This window comes from Streptomyces sp. NPDC052023, assembly GCF_044548465.1.
Lineage (GTDB): Bacteria > Actinomycetota > Actinomycetes > Streptomycetales > Streptomycetaceae > Streptomyces.
In genome coordinates, this window is sequence record NZ_JBIUBW010000009.1 from 164,495 (window position 1) to 181,550 (window position 17,056).

Here is a 17,056-nt window from a genome sequence, read left to right on the forward strand (position 1 = left end):
GCGGGGACGCGGGGACAAAAGACCGGCAATCAGGACGCATACGGAAGCCGTCTTCAGGAACCCGTGGGATCTGTGGGGAGTTCTCAGTCTGTCCAGCGCGACACGCGAGGTGCCCCGGCAGGGAGAACGAGCATGCGTCACTTTGCGGGCCGCAACGACCGTCCGGGAGTGGCCGTCGTCACGTGGAGGAAGACGGATGGAGCCGAATCGCCGGTCGATACGTCTATTCGTCGACGTCCGTACGACGACGCCGAAGTGACCGAAGTACAGGTGCAGGTGTGACGGAGGTGCAGGGCGATGGCCGGTTTCCGGAGTCTGGCGAGACAGGTACGCGACCCCCGATGCGATCTCGCGCTACGGCGCTACTCGCTGCGCAAGTGCCTTGAGCGGTTCGCCCCCTACGGGCACAGGGCGACCTGGGACCACTTGTGCACCCGGGCCGGCTTCGGCCCGGAGGACCGTTCTCCCGACCCTGCGCGGCTCGTGGCCGCGTTGGAGGAGCTGGAGGCGGCCCGGGCGGTGTGGCTGGCCTACGAGGTCGAGTTCGCCGAGCGACGCAAGAAGGAGAAGCACGACGGGCTGCGCCGGCCGGGCACGGTGGACGACTGGCACCGGCTGACCTGGGGCGGTTTCGGGGTCGCCTGGTGCGACGACCCCGAGGTGCACCCGGGCGAGCCGCTGGCCGAGGTGCTGCGGCGGCTGATCGCCGCGCTGGAGCGCGAACCCGGATCGGCGTGCCCGGTGTGTGACGGGGAACGCCTGCGATGGAAGTACGACCTGGATCACGAGCCCTCGTCGGGCCCGGTCTGCACGGACTGCGGAATTCTCGTCCCGCGCCCCGTGCTCACGCCCGAGGCCCTGGCGTACGCCAGGCGCGAACGACTGCTGATGTCCGCCTGAGACGCCGCGAGTGCCACGGCAACGGGGGGAACGGGGGAACGCGCGGCGGCCATGTTCCGTCCGCCGTGGGCCGGCCGGGGGTGCGAAGGGGATGCCGCACTCCCTGATCGACGGATGACCCGCCGCGCACGCGCGCGGCATACGGGACACGGGGCGGCCGCCGGTGGTGGTGGCTGCCACCATCGGAGCATGGTGAGCGTGCAGGTCTGTCTCAACGGGACGCGGGAGGCCGCCGACGGCGCCAGGGTGCCGTTGACGCCGGAGGCGATGGCCGAGGACGCGTCGCGGGCGGTCGCGGCCGGGGCGGTCGACGTCCACGTCCATCCCAAGACGCCGTGCGGGCACGACTCCGTGTCCCCGCGCGTGGTGGCGGCGACGCTGGAGGCGATCCGCCGGCGGGTACGCGTGCCGGTCGGGGTGACCACCGGCGCCTGGGCCGAGCCCGATCCGGCGGCGCGGCTGGAACGGGTGCGCGGCTGGACCGTGCTGCCCGACCACGCCTCCGTCAACTGGCATGAACCGGGCGCCGAGGAACTGGCCGCCGCGCTGATCGGGGCGGGCGTGGGCGTCGAGGCCGGCATCTGGTCCGGGACGGACGGGGCGGCACGGTTCGCGCGCTCGCCGCTCGGCCCGAAGGTGCTGCGGGTGCTCGCCGAGGTGACGGACCCGTCGCCGGAGACGGCCGTGGACGGCGCACGGGACCTGCTGGCCGGGCTCGGCGCCGCGCACGGCCGCCCCGTGCTGCTGCACGGCACGGACGGGAGCGCCTGGCCCGTGCTGAGGCTGGCGGGGCGGCTGGGGCTGGCGACCCGCGTCGGCCTGGAGGACACGCTGGTCCTGCCGGACGGGCAACCCGCCCCATCCAACGCGCGGTTGGTGGCGGAGGCGGTGCGGGCGTATGTCGGGGAGCGGGACGGTACCAGCCGGTAAACCGGTCGCACCAGCGGTTTCGGACCCCGAGAGTTGAGGGCGATCAGACACCGCTGAGGAACCGAGGAGCCACCCGTGTCGACGCTGCGCGTCACCGCCGAAGTGCTGACCGTCCACGAGCATCCGAACGCCGATGCGCTCGAGCTGGCCCAGGTGGGCCTGTACCGGGCCGTCGTCGCCAAGGGCGCCTACCGCACCGGTGATGCCGCGCTCTACATCCCCGAGCAGGCCGTGCTGCCGGCCGGGCTGATCGAGGAACTGGGCCTGACCGGACGGCTGGCGGGCGGCAAGGCGGACCGCGTCAAGGCGCTGCGGCTGCGGGGTGAGCTGTCGCAGGGCATCGTGTGCCGGCCGAAGGCGCTGGCGGACGTCGACCTGGTGGCCGCGGCGGCCGAAGGGACGGACTTCGCGCAGCGCCTCGGCATCACCAAGTGGGTGCCGCCGATACCGCCCACCATGAGCGGCGACGTCGAGTCCGCGCCCGACCTGCTGCCCTGGGTCGACATCGAGAACGTCCAGCGCCACCCGGACATCTTCACGCCCGGCGAGCCCGTGGTGCTGACCGAGAAGCTGCACGGTTCGGCATGTCTGGTGACGTATGTCGCCGGTGAGGACCGGGTGTTCGTCTCCTCCAAGGGTTTCGGGTCGAAGTCGCTGGCGCTGAAGGAGGACCCACGCAATCTGTACTGGCGCGCGGTACGCGGACACGGCGTCGCCGAGGCCGCGGCACGTCTGGCGGGCCGGCTGGGCGCGCGGCGGGTCGGGATCTTCGGTGAGGTCTACGGCGCGGGAGTGCAGGACCTGTCCTACGGCGCGGACGGCCGGCGCGACACCCTGGGCTACGCCGCCTTCGACGTGTCCGCGGAGATCGACGGTCAGGTGCGCTGGCTGGACGCGGAGCAACTGCTGGGTGACGAGCTGCCGTTGGTGCCCCGGCTGTTCTCCGGCCCGTACGACGTGGCACGGGTTCTGGAGCTCGCGTCGGGTCGCGAGACGGTGTCCGGGCGCCGACTGCACCTGCGTGAGGGCGTGGTCATCCGCCCGGCCGCGGAGCGCTACAGTCCGGTGACGGGCGGCCGGGCGATCGCGAAGGCCGTGAGCCCGGCGTATCTGACGCGCAAGGGCGGCACCGAGTACGAGTGACCGCCGGGCGTCCCGAGTGCGCTGTCCGCCCAGCACATCTAGCCGACATCTAGCCGCACCCTCCGGGCCGGTGTTCCCGCGCCCGGGGGGTGCGCCGGTGCGCGGGGTCCGGGCGTTCCACCAGCAGGCGTGAGCCGGAGAGGTGCTCGCCGGAGATGTCGTCGGGGTTGGACAGGACGCAGGTGGCCAGGGAGAGGCAGCCGCAGCCGATGCAGTCCGTGAGGTGGTCGCGCAGCCGGTTGAGCTGCGTGATCCGCTGGTCCAGCTCCGCGCGCCACGCCTCGGACAGGCGGGCCCAGTCGTCCCGGGTGGGCGTGCGCTCGTCGGGCAGCTCGGCGAGCGCCGCGCGAATCGTGGCCAGCGGGATGCCGACGCGCTGGGCGGCGCGGACGAAGGCGACGCGGCGCAGCGTGTCGCGGGTGTAGCGGCGCTGGTTGCCCGCGGTGCGGCGGCTGCTGATCAGTCCCTTGGCCTCGTAGAAGTGCAGGGCCGAGACGGCGGCGCCGCTGCGCGCGGCGAGCTGGCCGACCGTGAGCTCGTGGATCTTCTCCGGAATCTGGGGCACCTCTCGAAGCCTACCCACCCGGGGACGGCCGGGGTCCGTTGACAGCGGCCCGCCGCGCCACCATGCTAAGCAGTTGCTTAGACATTGCAGTCGTGCGTCAGGCGTGATGCAGCACGCGACGTCGCTACGCGAGAGGCCGGGACATGGCAGAGCCGAGGATCTTCACGTCAGCCGACGAGCTGAAGGCGGCGGTGGGCGAGCAGCTGGGGTACACCGACTGGCTGGAGGTCGACCAGAAGCGGATCGACCTGTTCGCCGAGGCCACCGGCGACCACCAGTGGATCCACGTCGACCCCGGGAAGGCCGCCTCCGGCCCCTTCGGCACGACGATCGCCCACGGCTATCTCACGCTCTCCCTGCTGCCCCTCTTCGGCCCGCAGCTGATCGGCGTCGAGGGCGTGAAGATGGGCGTCAACTACGGCACCAACAAGGTCCGTTTCCCCGCCCCCGTGCCGGTCGGCTCCCGGCTGCGCGCCACCGCGAGGATCACCGGCGTCGAGGACGTCACCGGCGGCATCCAGGTGAGCGTCGCCTTCACGGTGGAGCGCGAGGGCGGGGACAAGCCGGTGTGCGTGGCCGAGTCGGTGTCGCGGTACTACCTCTGAGCCACGGCCGCCGCCGGGCAGCGGCACCCCGCGGGCGCTACGCGGCCGGTTCCTTGCGCACTCCCACCATCCGCAGCACGAGGTCGGCGTAGAGCGCGCCGACCTCGTCGGGCGTCCAGGGCCCCGCGGTGCTGAACCAGCGGGCCACGTCGATGCAGAGCGAGAGCACCGCGAGCGTCGTGCCCTGCACGTCGAGCACCTCGAACTCGCCCGCCGCGACACCGTCCTCGATGACGCCGCGCACCTCGGCGTCGCACTGCCGCCGCAGCGCGACGATCTCCGCGCGGGCCTCGGCGCCGAGCGAGTCCAGCTCGTACTGCACCACACGCGCGGTGGTGCGGCCCCCGGCGTGCCAGCGGACGAAGGAGCTCACGGCGTCGGCGAGCCGCTCGGCCGCGCTGCCCTCGCGCCGGGCCGCGGTCCGCAGGATGTCGAGGGCCCGCTCGTGGCCGATCCTGCTGATGCGGTGCAGCAGTTCTTCCTTGGTCTTGTAGTGGATGTAGAGCGCGGCCGGGCTCATCCCGGCGCGGCCCGCGATGTCACGGGTCGTCGTGGCGTGGTAGCCGCGCTCGGCGAAGGCCTCCACGGCGGCGACCAGCAGTCGCCGGGCCGCCTCAGGGGTGACCTCGGCCCACGGCTGCGCCTCGCCGCCGGCCGTCTCCTCCGCCGTAGTCATCGCTCGTTCGCCCCTCTCGCCGACCAGAGGCTCCACCATACCGCCGAAGCTGAGCGGGCGCTTAGCGAGGCCGGTCCCGATGCGGGGAGCGGCTTCAGAGCTTCTCGAAGGGGTCGTGCTCGGCGAGCAGCCTGTCCAGCCTGGCCTGGTCCACCCGGCTCACGATCTGCCCGGCCTCCTGCCGGTCCCGGATGACCTTGGCGAGGGTGAAGGCGGACGTGACGAGGTAGAGGACGGCGACGGCGAGGAAGGCCCGCACCCACGGGTCGGCCTCCAACTGGAAGATGCCGACGGCGGTGGCGGCGAGGGCGACCGCGAACGACGCCACGGCCTGTCCGTAGAAGGCGGCCGTGCTCTGCTGCTTGACCGGTGTGTCACTCATGGGGAACAGGGTCGGCGAAAGTGGCGCCGGCCACATCCGCCGACGTACTCAGAAGGTACTCAGAACGCCGAAACCCCCGTGAGCGCCCGCCCGATGAGCAGCTTCTGGATCTGGCTCGTGCCTTCGTAGAGGGTCATCACACGGGCGTCGCGCAGCAGTTTGCCCGCCGGGTACTCGTCGACGTAGCCGTAGCCGCCGTACACCTGGAGGGCGTTGCCGGCCGCGCGCACGGCCGCCTCCGAGGCGAAGAGCTTGGCCTTGGAGGCCTCGGTGGCGAACGGCAGCCCCCGGTCGATCAGATCGGCGACCCGCCAGGTCAGCAGCCGGGCCGCGTCGACGTCCACGGCGATGTCACTGATCAGCTCCTGGACGAGCTGGTGGTGGGCGATGGACTTGCCGAACTGCTCACGCTCGCCCGCGTGACGGACCGCCGCGTCGAGCGCCGCCTGGGCGATGCCGACGCATCCGGCCGCCACCGACATCCGGCCCTTGGCGAGGGCCGACATGGCGACCGAGAAGCCCTTGCCCTCCTCGCCCAGCATGGCGGCGGCGGGCACACGGACGTCCTGGAAGACGAGTTCGGCGGTGGCCTGCCCGCGCAGGCCGAGTTTGCCGTGGATGGTGCGGCGGGTCAGCCCCGGCGTGTCCGCCGGCACGAGGAACGCGGAGACGCCCTTGTGGCCGGGCGCACCGGTGGACCGGGCGAAGAGCAGGACGACGTCGGCCCAGGTGCCGTTGGTGATGAACATCTTGGTGCCGTTGATGACGTAGTCCCCGCCGTCGCGGACCGCGCGGGTGGTCAGGTTGCCGGCGTCGGAGCCGGTGCCCGGCTCGGTGAGGCCGAAGCAGCCGACGTACTCGCCGGAGGTCAGGCCCGGCAGCCAGCGGCGCTTCTGCTCCTCGTCGCCCCAGGCGGCGACGGTCTTGGCGACCAGCCCGAGGGAGACGGAGACGATGCCGCGCACGGAGGAGTCGCCGCGGCCGAGTTCCTCGGTGACCAGGCAGTACGCCAGGTGGTCACCTCCGCCGCCGCCGTACTCCTCGTCGACGGTCAGGCCGAGGAAGCCGACCTCGCCGAGCTTCTTGACGATCCCCCGGTCGACCTCCTCGGCGCGGTCCCAGGCGGTGACATGGGGGGAGATCTCGCGCTCCACGAAGTCCCGGGCGAGCTGCCGTACGGCGGTCTGCTCCTCGCTGAGCTCCAGGTTCATGACACGTCACCCCACAGGAAAGGCACACCTTGAAGGCCGCCCATTAAATTAGCAGTGCTAGTTTCTTGCTCAGCCCTACTATGTGCGCCATGGCCCGACCGCGCAAGCCCCTGCTCAGCACCGACCGGATCGTGGACGCGGCGCGGGCGCTGGTGGACACGGAGGGCCTCGCGGCCGTCTCCACCCGGCGGCTCGCGGCGGAGCTGGGGGTCAGCGGGCCCTCGCTGTACAACCACTTCCGCACCAAGGACGAGATCCTGGAGGCGGTCGCCGACTCGGTGAGCGCGCAGGTCGACCTGTCGATGTTCGAGGACGGACGGGACTGGCGGACCGCGCTGCACGACTGGGCGGTCTCCTACCGTGCCGCCCTGCGCGACCACCCGAACATCGTGCCGGTGCTGGCCCGCGGCCCCGGCCGGCGCCCGGCCGCGCTGCGGCTCGCCGACGCCGTCTACGGTGCGATGGTCGAGGCGGGCTGGCCACCGGCGCAGGCCACGTCCATCGGTGCGCTGATGCGGTACTTCATCATGGGCTCCGCGCTCGGCTCGTTCGCCGCGGGCTTCGTGACCGACGAGAGCGCGTACGACCCGGCCGACTACCCGCACCTCGGGCAGGCGCACCTCCTCGCCGAGCAGCAGGAGAAGATCGACGAGCGGGCCTTCGAGACGGGGCTCGGCGCGCTGCTGGACGGGCTTGCACAGCAGTACGAGCAGGTCGCGCGGCTCGCCTAGGCATATTTCGGTGGGCACCGAAAGATGTGTGTCCCATGCTGGACGCATGACCTCCAAGGACCCCCGGGCGCCGGCGCTCGCGCGGCTCGCCGGGCTGATCGCCGACGAGACCCGCGCCGCCTGTCTGCTGGCGCTGCTCGACGGGCGGGCGTGGACCGCAGGTGAGCTGGCACGGCACTGCGGGGTGGCCGCGTCGACGGCGAGCGAGCACCTCGGCAAGCTCGTCGCGGGCGGAGTGCTGGCCGAGGAAAGGCAGGGGCGGCACCGGTACGTACGGCTGGCCGACGCGCGGATCGCGCAGCTCGTCGAGGATCTGGCCGCGCAGGTCGCGCCCGGTGCCGTGGTCCGCCGCACGGGCGGGCTGCGCGAGGCGAGCGCCGGGTCGGCCATGGCCCGGGGCCGCACGTGCTACGACCATCTCGCCGGGCGGCTCGGCATCACGGTCACCGACGCGCTCACCGCGCGCGGACTGCTGCGGGCGGCGAGCGGGTACAAGGAGAGCGCCGGCGCGGGGAGTTCGCCCGCCCCGGTCCCCGGGCGGCCGGGCACCGGCGGGCCCCTGGAACCGGCCGGCGAGGCCCGGAGGCGGTCGGGCGACGAGCGGGGCGGTGGCTTCGCGCTCACGGAGGCGGGCCTGCGCTGGTTCGGCGACGCGGGCATCGTCCTGGACCACGGCGGCCGCCGGCCGCTGGCCCGTGCCTGCCTGGACTGGACCGAGCGCCGCCCGCACCTGGCGGGCGTCGCGGGCGCCGCCCTGTGCCGGCACGCCCTCGACACGGGCTGGTGCGTGCGCATCGGCTCGGAACGGGCGGTGAAGGTGACCCCGGCCGGTGAGCGGGCGCTGTCGGCCCTGCTCGGCATCGAGGTGGCCGCGCTGCGCTGAGCGCCGGGCACCCCGTCCGAAATCCGCGAGCCCCCGTACCCCTGCCCCTCCTCACCTCGGGAACATGATGAACCTCGCCCCCCGTACCCAGCTGCTGGCCGCAGGCGCCGCCACCGTCACGGTGGTGCTGTGGGCCTCGGCCTTCGTCTCGATCCGCAGCGCGGGAGCCGCGTACTCGCCGGGCGCGCTGGCGCTCGGGCGGCTGCTCTCGGGAGCCCTCGTGCTGGGGGTGGTGCTTCTCGTACGAGGAGAGGGGTGGCCGCCGCGGGAGGCCTGGCGCGGCATCGCGATATCGGGCGTGCTGTGGTTCGGCTTCTACATGGTCGCCCTCAACTGGGGCGAACAGCAGGTCGACGCCGGTACGGCGGCCCTGGTCGTGAACGTCGGCCCGATCCTCATCGCCCTGCTCGGCGCCCGGCTGCTCGGCGATCCGATGCCGCCGCGGCTGCTGGCCGGGATGGCGGTGTCGTTCGCCGGCGCGGTGACCGTGGGCCTGTCGATGTCGGGCGAGGGCGGCTCGTCGGTGCTCGGGGTGGCGCTGTGCCTGCTGGCCGCGATCGCCTACGCGGGCGGCGTGGTGGCGCAGAAGCCGGCTCTGGGCCGGGCGAGCGTGTCGCAGGTGACGACGTTCGGTTGCCTGGTCGGGGCGATGTGCTGTCTGCCGTTCTCCTGGCAGCTGGTGACGGAGGCTGCCGCCGCGCCGCCGACGGCCACCCTCAACATGGTGTACCTGGGCGTCTTCCCGACCGCGCTGGCCTTCACCACCTGGGCCTACGCCCTGTCCCGTACGACCGCGAGCCGGATGGGCGCGACGACGTACGCCGTCCCCGCCCTGGTCGTGCTGATGTCCTGGCTGGCGCTGGGCGAGGTGCCCGGGCTGCTCACGATGGCGGGCGGCGCCCTGTGCCTGGCCGGCGTGGCGGTGTCGCGGTCCCGGCCGCGGTCCGCGGCACCGGGGACGGGGCCGGTGTCGCGGACCGAACGGGAGGCCTCCAAGTCAGCGTGAACGTGCCCGGTCCGCCAGGACCTTGATGGACAGCAGCGCGATCACGGCGAGGCCGATGATGTAGGCAGACACCGCCATGGACGTGCCGGTCGCCTCCAGCAGCAGCACCATGACGAACGGGGCGAGCCCGCCACCGGCCACGGCCGCGATCTGGTAGCCGAGGGAGGCGCCGGTATAGCGCATCTCGGGCGTGAACAGCTCCGCGAACAGGGCGGCCTGGGGGCCGTACATGATGCTGAGGAAGCAGCTGGCGACGAAGGTGCCCACCGCGAGCCACAGCAGCGAACCGGTGTCGATCAGCAGGAACAGCGGGACGGCCCACAGCGCGATGCCCGCCGCGCCGAACGCGTAGATCCTGATCCGGCCGACCCGGTCGGAGAGCGCGGCGGAGGCGGGGATCAGGACCAGCTGGGTGAGGCTGACGCAGAGGGAGACGGTGAGGACCGCGCCGCGGTTCATGTCGAGTTCACGGGTGGTGTAGTCGAGGACGCCGGTGATGAGGATGTAGAACGTCGCGGTGTTCACGGCGAAGGAGCCGCCGGCGAGCAGCACCGTGCCGAGGTGGTGGCGCACGACGGTGCGCAGCGGGCTGTTCTGCTCCGACTTCTCCCGCTCGGCCAGTGCCTTCTCCGCGTCCCGGAACTCGGGGGTCTCCTCGACGCGGGTGTGGATGTACCAGGCGAGTGCGAGCACGAGGACGCCGACCAGGAAGGGCAGCCGCCAGCCCCAGGCCTCGAAGGCCGGCTCCGAGGTGAGCGCGCCGGCCAGCAGGAAGACCGTGTTGGCGGTCACCACGCCGATGGGGACGCCGAGTTGGACGACGCTGCCGTAGACGCCTCGCTTGCCCTCGGGGGCGTACTCGGTGGCCAGCAGCATCGCGCCGCCCCACTGGGCGCCGACGGCGACGCCCTGCGCCACGCGCAGCAGGACGAGCAGGACGGGGGCGGCGACGCCGATCGTCTCGTACGTCGGCAGCAGGCCGATGCCGGTGGTGGCGACGCCCATCAGCGTGAGCGCGAGGACCAGCATCGGCTTGCGGCCGCGCTTGTCACCGAGGTGACCGGCGACGATGCCGCCGAGGGGGCGGGCGAGGAAGCCGACGGCGAAGGTGGCGAAGGCGGCGAGGACGCCGGCGGTGGAGCTGCCCGCGGGGAAGTACAGGTCGCCGAGGATCAGGGCGGCGGCGATGCCGAAGACGAAGTAGTCGTACCACTCGACGGCGGAGGCGAGGGCGGCGGCGGTGGCGACCCGGCGGCGGTCGGGGGTGACCGGGGCGGTGGTGAGCGGCTGGGCGGAAGGTGGGGTGTCCATGGGTGCACACTCCGATGGGTGCGGTGGGGACGTTCCGGGGAACATACTGACCGGACGGTATGGGGTCAACGGTCGTGCGTGAAGTTACCGAGGGGACCTGGAGAGCAAGGGGGACACGGACAGCGCCCGGGTCCCTTGAGGTCAGAACTCGCCGACGGCCGGGGTCAGAAGACCACCAGCGCCCGGCCGCCCTTGCCCGCCAGCATGTTCTCGAACGCCGCCGGGATGCCGTCCAGGGCGATCCGTTCGGTCACCAGCGCCGACAGGTCCAGCCGGCCCGCGCGGACGTGCTCGGCCAGGACCGGCAGGTCCCGCTCCGGGTCCGAGTTGCCGTAGACACAGCCGGACAGGGTGCGGCCCCAGTGGAAGATCTCCAGGGCGTTGAACGTGACCTGCTGGTCCTTGCCTCCGATGCCGACCACCGTGGTGCGGCCGCCGCGGCGGGTGGACTCCCAGGCCGTGCGGATGGTGACCGCGCGCCCCACGCACTCCACGGCCACGTCGACGCCCTGCTTGCCGGTCAGGGCGCGGATCTCCCGGGCGGTGGTGCCGGAGGCGACGACGTAGTCGGTGGCACCGGCACCACGGGCCAGTTCCTCCTTCTCCGGTGAGACGTCCACCGCGACGATCCGCGAGGCGCCCGCGATCCGCGCCGACTGGATCGCCGCCAGGCCCACCCCGCCGACGCCGAACACCGCGACCGTCTCGCCCGGCCGGACCTGGGCGGAGTGGTGCACGGCGCCGTAGCCCGTGAGGACCGCGCAGCCCAGCAGCGCCGCGTCGGTCAGGGGGACGCCCCGTGGTGCGGGCAGCGCGCAGGACGTCGGCACCACCGTCTCCTCCGCGAACGCGGCCACGTTCAGCCCGGGGTGCAACTCGGCGCCGTCGGACGTGCGGCGGGCGTGGACGTCGGCGGAGCCGTTGAGGGCGTTGGCGCAGAGCCACACCTCGCCGCGCGCGCACGCGGGGCAGTCGCCGCACGACGGGGCCCAGTTGAGGACGACGCCGTCGCCCGGCGCGAGATGCGTGACCCCTTCGCCGACGGCGACGACCGTGCCCGCGCCCTCGTGACCGAGGACGGCCGGGACCGGGACGCGCATGGTGCCGTTGGACAGGGACAGGTCGGAGTGGCACACCCCGGCCGCGGCGAGGCGGACCCGGATGCGGCCGGGGCCGGGCTCGGGAAGGTCGATCTCCGTGACCTCCAGCGGGGCACCGACAGCCGGAAGGACGGCGGCACGAACGGCCATGACAGTGATCTCCTCTAGAACTGGAGGGACTTGGTCTGGAGGTACTCGGCCAGGCCGTGCACACCGAGCTCCCGGCCCACGCCCGACTGCTTGTAGCCGCCGAAGGGGGCGAGTGGGTTGAAGCGGCCGCCGTTGATGTCGACCTGACCCGTCTCCATCCGGCGGGCGAAGGCCACCGCCTCCGCCTCCTCGCCCGCCCAGACCGCGCCGGCGAGGCCGTAGACCGTGCCGTTGGCGATGCGCAGGGCGTCCGCCTCGTCCTCGTAGCGGAGAATCGACAGGACCGGCCCGAAGATCTCCTCCTGCGCGATGGTCATCTCCGGCGTGACGTCCGCGAAGACGGTCGGGCTGACGAAGTAGCCACGCTCGCGCGGTGCCTCGACGCCGCCCGCGACCAGGCGGGCACCCTCGGCCACACCCTTGTCGATGTAGCCGCGCACGCGGTCCCGCTGCCGGGCGTTCACGAGGGGCCCGATGCGCTCGCCGTACTTGGCAGCTGCGGCGACGGCCAGTTCGACGGCGGCGGCGTACTGCGAGGAGTGCACGAGCATGCGGGTCCACGCGCTGCAGGTCTGCCCCGAGTTGGACATCACGTTGGCCACGCCGACGTTGACCGCCTTGGCGAGGTCGGCGCTCGGCAGGATGACGTTGGCGGACTTGCCGCCCAGTTCGAGAGCCACCTTCTTCACCGCGGCACCCGCCGTGGCGGCGATCCGCCTGCCGACGGCCGTGGAACCGGTGAAGGAGACCAGGTCGACGCCCGGGTGCTCGGCGAGCGCCTGCCCGGCGACCGGGCCGAGGCCGGTGACGAGGTTGAACACACCGGCCGGGACGCCCGCCTCGTCGACCGCCTCCGCGAAGGCCTGGGCGGTCAGCGGGGTGTCCTCGGCGGGCTTCAGGACGACCGTGCAGCCCGCGGCGAGGGCCGGGGCGACCTTGGCGACGATCTGGTGCAGCGGGTAGTTCCACGGCGTGATCGCGCCGACCACGCCGATCGGCTCCTGGTAGACGGTCGAGTTGCCGACCTTCTCCTCGAAGGCGTGGGTCGCGGCGAGTTCCGCGTACGAACCGGCCACCGCGATCGGCGCGCCCATGTGCACCGCCTGGGAGAACGGCGGCGGCGAACCCAGCTCGGCGGTGATCGTCTCCGCGATCTCGTCCTTGCGGGCCGCCAGCACGTCGCGCAGGGCGGCCAGCCGCGCGGCCCGTTCGGCGGGGGGCGTCGCGGACCAGGCCGGCAGCGCGGCGCGGGCGGCGCGCACGGCCCGGTCCACGTCCTCGGCGGTGCCCGCCGGGACCCGGCCGATGATCTCCTCGTCGGCCGGGTTCACGACCTCGATCAGGTCCTGGCCTGCGGCGGGGCGCCAGGCGCCGTCGATGTACATCCCGTCCCGGGCCTTCATGGCCTACCTCCCGAACTACGGCGTCGTGGGGACCCAAACTAGCGGCGATAGTTTTCCCGCGCCAGGGCCCGCCGAGAGGCTACGGCAACGCCGCCGACCGGCTCAGAAGTCGACCCGCACCTGATCGTCCACGCGCCCGACCGCCTCCTGGCCGAAGGCCTTCTCGTAGTCCCGGCGGATCTCCTCGATCTTCCGGTCCCGGCTCGCCGTCTCGCCCACCGGATACAGCAGGATCAGCTCGTACGACCGCTCCTTCCCGATCGTGCCGCCCGCGTCCCGCCACTGCCCGCGCCCGCTCTGCACGGTCAGCCCGTCCGGGAAGTCCGGCGTCACCTCCTTGTCGATGAAGTCCATGAACTGCCGGTCGGTGACGGCCGGCCCGCCGTCCGGGCGTGCGGTGCCGAAGAGCAGCCGGGTCTCGGCGTACGGTTCGCCGCGCACCGGGGTGGGGGCGGCGGGCGTCCCCTCGCCGAGGGTGGCGTACGCGGTGGGCGCCCCGACGGCGAGCAGGGTTGCGGCGGCCGCCAAGGCGACGCGGGTGCGGGTGAGTCGCTGAGTCATGCCCCATCCCTTACCGGGCTCCGCACCACGGGATGCGGCGGCCGCGCCGCGGAACGGCGAATCCGTGGGCCGTACGGGAGCGCGGGGGCGCGCGGCGGTTGAACGGGGGCGCGGACAGTGGCCGAAGGGCACGCCGTCACGCCTGCGGGGCGCGGTGTGCCGCTCCCGTCCCGGTGGGCCCGGGCGGTTTTCCCGCGCTCGGTCGGGGCGACGTCTGCCGCCCGTCCGCGCGGCGCTGCGGGGCCGATCTCCGTCGCGCCTCGCGGGGGGCCTGCGGGGGCCATCGCCCGCCCACGGGGCCTGCGGGGGGCCAACGCCCGCCCACAGGGCCAGCGGGGGGACCCCTTTCATCGCCGGCCCGCGGTGGGCGGTGCGGAGACGCTGTCATCACCCACCCACACGGGCCGGCGCGGAAACGCCCCCATCACCCGCCGACACGGGCCTGCGCAGGAACGCCTGCATCACCCACCCCCGGCGGGGCCAGCCCGGGAACGCCGCCATCACCCGCCCCCGCGGGCCTACGCGAAAACGCCCCCGTCACGCACCCGCACGGGCCCTGCCGGGCCCCCTCCTCCTGCCCTCAGCCGAGACCGGCCTCGGCCGCCCCCCTGCCGCGCGGCATCGCGGCGGCGCCGTCCGGCGCGACCGTCACGGGCCGCTGCTCTTCCGCCCCCGTGCAGCCGGCCGGGAGGAGGGCCGGCGGCCGGCCGGTGGGGGTCCGTCTCCCGGTGACCGGGGGGGCGAGCGCATCGCGACCCCCGCCGACAGCAGCAACAGCCCGCCGAGCATCACGAAGGGCGCCGCCACCCCCGCCAGGCCGGCGATCAGACCGGCCGTCGCGGGGGCCACGACCTGACCCAGGCGGTTGCCGGTCAGGCGGAGGGCGAGGGCGGTGGAGCGGGCGCCGGGCGGGGCCGCCCGGACGACCGTCGTCATGGACAGGGGCTGGCCGACGCCGAGGCAGAAACCGAGGGCGGCCAGGATCAGGGCCAGCGCCCACACCGGGACCGGCAGCGCGATACCGGCGCACAGCAGGGCCGCCACCAGACAGCTCAGGGTGAGCAGCGGGGTGCGGCCCAGCTTCAGCAGCGGGGTCAGCACCAGGCGGCAGGCGATGGTGGCCGCCGCGCGCAGGCTGAGCAGCAGGCCGATCACCGAGGGCGCGATACCCCGGTGCTCGCCGACCACCGGCAGGTAGGCGGTGAGGACGTCGGTGGCGGACAGTACGGAGAGGCTGATGAGGATGCCGGCGGGCACGCCACGGGAGCGCAGGATGCCCCACACGGGGACGCGGTCACCCCGCGCCGCCCCGGACCCGGGCGTCGTACGCCTCTCCTCTATGCGCCACAGCGAGGTGAAGGCCACCGCGGCACCCGCACCCGCGACGAGCAGGGCCACTGCGCTGCTGTCCGCCATGTCGTGGCCGCCGATCAGCGCACCGGCCGCCACGGGACCGACCAGCTGGCCGAGTGAGGCGCCGATGGTGAAGTGGCCGAAGTTGCGGTCCTGTTCGTCCGGGGCGGACCGGCGGGCGACCAGCGACTGGGCGCCGATGACGAAACTGAGGTGCCCGAGGCCCATCACGCCGCTCCAGACCGCCATCGCCCCGAGGGAGTCGGCGAGGCCGCTGAACGCGCAGCCGCCGGAGATGAGAACCACACCGGCGGGCAGCAGGGGGGCACAGCGGCCGTGGTCGGTACGGCGGCCCAGCGGGACGGCGACGAACAGCGGCAGCAGGGCGTACACCCCCGCGATCACCCCGACCGCCCGTTCGTCCGCGCCCAGCGCGAGGGCCCGGTAGGAGACGGCGGGCCGGGCCATCGACACCGCGCCCTGCGCGAAGCTGAAGGCGATGACGAGGCGGAGCAGCCAGCCGCGGTTCCCACCGGGCCCCATGGTCGTGTACCTCCTGGCGTGAAGCCGGCCGGGTGCGGACGCGTCAGATGATGCCGAACAGGACTCCGGCGCCGAGAATCACCAGGCACGTCATGGCCGCCCACTTCACGACGAACCGCGTGTGGTCGCCGAAGTCCACCTTCGCCATGCCGACCAGCACGTACACGGCCGGCACCAGCGGGCTGGACATGTGCAGCGGCTGGCCGACCAGCGCGGCGCGGGCCATCTCCACCGGCGTCACACCGTGCGCCGCGCCCGCCTCGGCGAGCACCGGCAGGACACCGAAGTAGAAACCGTCGTTGGACATGAAGTAGGTGAGCGGGAGGCTCAGCACGCCGGTGACCAGGGCCATGTGCGGGCCCATGCTGGCGGGGATGATGTCGACCAGCCAGGTGGCCATGCTGTCGACCATGCCGGTGCCCGTGAGGACGCCGGTGAAGACGGCGGCGGCGAAGACCATGCCGGAGACGTTGAGGACGTTGTCGGCGTGCGCGGCGAGGCGCTCCCGCTGGTCCGCGATCTGCGGGAAGTTGACGGTGAGCGCGAGGGCGGCGCCGATCAGGAACAGCACCGGGATGGGCAGCAGCTCCATGATCATGGCGGTGAGCAGTCCGGCCGTGAGCAGCGCGTTGAACCAGAGCAGCTTGGGGCGCAGGGTGGGGCGGTCGGGGTCGAGACCCCGGAAGTCGTCGTCCTCGCCAGGGACTTCGGCGTCGGTGCCGGAGCCGCCGGAGGCGGTGGGGGCGCCGCCCTTGTCGAGGCGCACCTTGCCGGTGGCGGCGCCGGGGCCGTTGCCCACGAGGACCGTCTCCTTCTCCTCGGCCCTCTCCTCCTCCAGCACCTCGTCCAGCGTCAGCACACCGAGCCGCCGGCGCTCGCGCAGACCGAGGAAGTACGCCATGGCGATGACGAAGACCAGGCCGACGGCGAGAGCCGGGATCATCGGCACGAAGATGTCGCCGGCGTCCAGCTTCAGGGCGGTGGCGGCGCGGGCGGTGGGGCCGCCCCACGGCAGCGTGTTCATCACGCCGTTGGCGGTCGCGGCGATGCCGGTCATCACGACCAGGCTCATTTTCAGCCGCTTGTACAGCGGATACATCGCCGAGACAGTGATCATGAACGTCGTCGAGCCGTCGCCGTCCAGCGAGACGATCGCGGCGAGCAGGGCCGTGCCGACGACGATGCGCATCGGGTCCGCCTTGCAGAACTTCAGGATGCCGCGGACGATCGGGTCGAACAGACCGACGTCGATCATCACCCCGAAGTAGACGATCGCGAACATGAGCATCGCCGCGGTGGGGGCGAGGCTGGAGACTCCGTCGATGACGTAGTCGCCGAGGTGCGCGCCCTTGCCCACGACCACACAGAACAGCGCGGGGATGAGCACGAGCGCCGCGATCGGCGACATCTTCTTCAGCATGATCAGGACCAGGAAGGTCGCGATCATGGCGAAGCCGAGGATGGTCAGCATGAGTGGATACCTAACGTTCGCCCTTGAACTCCCACCAGGGCCGGCGGTGCGACGACGTTAGGTCCCGTCAATCGGCGTTAACAAGATGTTGACGTGCGAGCAATAAGCGCAAAACTCCTGGTCACAGCTTTG

General features: G+C 72.9%; 17 protein-coding genes. 7 read left to right on the forward strand and 10 right to left on the reverse strand.

The features are described from left to right. Nucleotides 1-297 precede the first annotated feature (297 nt). The 3 genes from ACIHCM_RS20180 (at nucleotide 298) to ACIHCM_RS20190 (ending at nucleotide 2,973) form a co-directional block, all read left to right on the forward strand. Nucleotides 298-900 (forward strand): hypothetical protein, encoded by a 603-nt coding sequence (locus ACIHCM_RS20180; RefSeq protein ID WP_399897591.1) that lies wholly within the window; start codon nucleotides 298-300, stop codon nucleotides 898-900. A gap of 189 nt (nucleotides 901-1,089) precedes the next feature. Beyond that, entirely contained in the window at nucleotides 1,090-1,830 is a 741-nt protein-coding gene (locus tag ACIHCM_RS20185; protein WP_399897594.1) for a 3-keto-5-aminohexanoate cleavage protein, read from the forward strand. A 75-nt stretch (nucleotides 1,831-1,905) separates the two neighbouring features. Further along, nucleotides 1,906-2,973: an RNA ligase (ATP) gene (locus tag ACIHCM_RS20190; RefSeq protein ID WP_399897597.1), complete on the forward strand. Its 1,068-nt coding sequence runs from the start codon at nucleotides 1,906-1,908 to the stop codon at nucleotides 2,971-2,973. A 49-nt stretch (nucleotides 2,974-3,022) separates the two neighbouring features. Here the strand turns inward: ACIHCM_RS20190 and soxR are convergent, their stop codons facing one another. Then, entirely contained in the window at nucleotides 3,023-3,538 is a 516-nt protein-coding gene (gene soxR, locus ACIHCM_RS20195) for a redox-sensitive transcriptional activator SoxR (protein ID WP_399897600.1), read from the reverse strand. A 143-nt stretch (nucleotides 3,539-3,681) separates the two neighbouring features. Here soxR and ACIHCM_RS20200 point away from each other — a divergent pair, with 143 nt between their 5' ends. Continuing rightward, the gene (locus tag ACIHCM_RS20200) at nucleotides 3,682-4,143 is read left to right on the forward strand and encodes a MaoC family dehydratase (protein ID WP_399897603.1); all 462 of its coding nucleotides are present in this window, start codon (nucleotides 3,682-3,684) and stop codon (nucleotides 4,141-4,143) included. Nucleotides 4,144-4,180: 37 nt separating this feature from the next. On the opposite strand, the gene ACIHCM_RS20205 is transcribed toward ACIHCM_RS20200, so the two are convergent. The 3 genes from ACIHCM_RS20205 to ACIHCM_RS20215 all read right to left on the reverse strand — a co-directional run bounded on the left by ACIHCM_RS20205 (nucleotide 4,181) and on the right by ACIHCM_RS20215 (nucleotide 6,412). Beyond that, nucleotides 4,181-4,819, reverse strand: coding sequence for a TetR/AcrR family transcriptional regulator (locus ACIHCM_RS20205; RefSeq protein ID WP_399897606.1), 639 nt, complete (start codon nucleotides 4,817-4,819; stop codon nucleotides 4,181-4,183). Nucleotides 4,820-4,913: 94 nt separating this feature from the next. Continuing rightward, nucleotides 4,914-5,201: a YiaA/YiaB family inner membrane protein gene (locus ACIHCM_RS20210; protein WP_399897609.1), complete on the reverse strand. Its 288-nt coding sequence runs from the start codon at nucleotides 5,199-5,201 to the stop codon at nucleotides 4,914-4,916. 59 nt (nucleotides 5,202-5,260) lie between these two features. Continuing rightward, nucleotides 5,261-6,412 carry an acyl-CoA dehydrogenase family protein gene (locus tag ACIHCM_RS20215; RefSeq protein ID WP_399897612.1) on the reverse strand — a complete coding sequence of 384 codons (1,152 nt, stop codon included), beginning with the start codon at nucleotides 6,410-6,412 and terminating at the stop codon, nucleotides 5,261-5,263. Nucleotides 6,413-6,501: 89 nt separating this feature from the next. Here ACIHCM_RS20215 and ACIHCM_RS20220 point away from each other — a divergent pair, with 89 nt between their 5' ends. The 3 genes from ACIHCM_RS20220 (at nucleotide 6,502) to ACIHCM_RS20230 (ending at nucleotide 9,032) form a co-directional block, all read left to right on the forward strand. Beyond that, on the forward strand, nucleotides 6,502-7,143 hold the full coding sequence (locus tag ACIHCM_RS20220; RefSeq protein ID WP_399897615.1) for a TetR/AcrR family transcriptional regulator: 642 nt from the start codon (nucleotides 6,502-6,504) through the stop codon (nucleotides 7,141-7,143). A 46-nt stretch (nucleotides 7,144-7,189) separates the two neighbouring features. Then, nucleotides 7,190-8,026, forward strand: a complete 837-nt coding sequence (locus ACIHCM_RS20225; protein WP_399897618.1) for an ArsR/SmtB family transcription factor — start codon at nucleotides 7,190-7,192, stop codon at nucleotides 8,024-8,026. A 67-nt stretch (nucleotides 8,027-8,093) separates the two neighbouring features. After that, nucleotides 8,094-9,032, forward strand: coding sequence for a DMT family transporter (locus ACIHCM_RS20230; RefSeq protein WP_399897871.1), 939 nt, complete (start codon nucleotides 8,094-8,096; stop codon nucleotides 9,030-9,032). Here the strand turns inward: ACIHCM_RS20230 and ACIHCM_RS20235 are convergent. From ACIHCM_RS20235 to ACIHCM_RS20260, 6 genes are all read right to left on the reverse strand, one after another. Further along, entirely contained in the window at nucleotides 9,024-10,343 is a 1,320-nt protein-coding gene (locus ACIHCM_RS20235; RefSeq protein ID WP_399897620.1) for an MFS transporter, read from the reverse strand. The two genes, ACIHCM_RS20230 and ACIHCM_RS20235, sit on opposite strands and share 9 nt — an antisense overlap. Before the next feature lie 164 nt (nucleotides 10,344-10,507). Beyond that, on the reverse strand, nucleotides 10,508-11,593 hold the full coding sequence (locus ACIHCM_RS20240) for a Zn-dependent alcohol dehydrogenase (RefSeq protein WP_399897623.1): 1,086 nt from the start codon (nucleotides 11,591-11,593) through the stop codon (nucleotides 10,508-10,510). A 14-nt stretch (nucleotides 11,594-11,607) separates the two neighbouring features. Further along, nucleotides 11,608-12,996, reverse strand: coding sequence for an aldehyde dehydrogenase family protein (locus tag ACIHCM_RS20245; protein WP_399897626.1), 1,389 nt, complete (start codon nucleotides 12,994-12,996; stop codon nucleotides 11,608-11,610). 102 nt (nucleotides 12,997-13,098) lie between these two features. Next, nucleotides 13,099-13,557 carry a DUF3574 domain-containing protein gene (locus ACIHCM_RS20250; protein WP_399897629.1) on the reverse strand — a complete coding sequence of 153 codons (459 nt, stop codon included), beginning with the start codon at nucleotides 13,555-13,557 and terminating at the stop codon, nucleotides 13,099-13,101. Nucleotides 13,558-14,205: 648 nt separating this feature from the next. After that, entirely contained in the window at nucleotides 14,206-15,453 is a 1,248-nt protein-coding gene (locus ACIHCM_RS20255) for an MFS transporter (protein WP_399897632.1), read from the reverse strand. Nucleotides 15,454-15,496: 43 nt separating this feature from the next. Beyond that, nucleotides 15,497-16,924 carry a CitMHS family transporter gene (locus ACIHCM_RS20260; RefSeq protein ID WP_399897635.1) on the reverse strand — a complete coding sequence of 476 codons (1,428 nt, stop codon included), beginning with the start codon at nucleotides 16,922-16,924 and terminating at the stop codon, nucleotides 15,497-15,499. Nucleotides 16,925-17,056 lie beyond the last annotated feature (132 nt).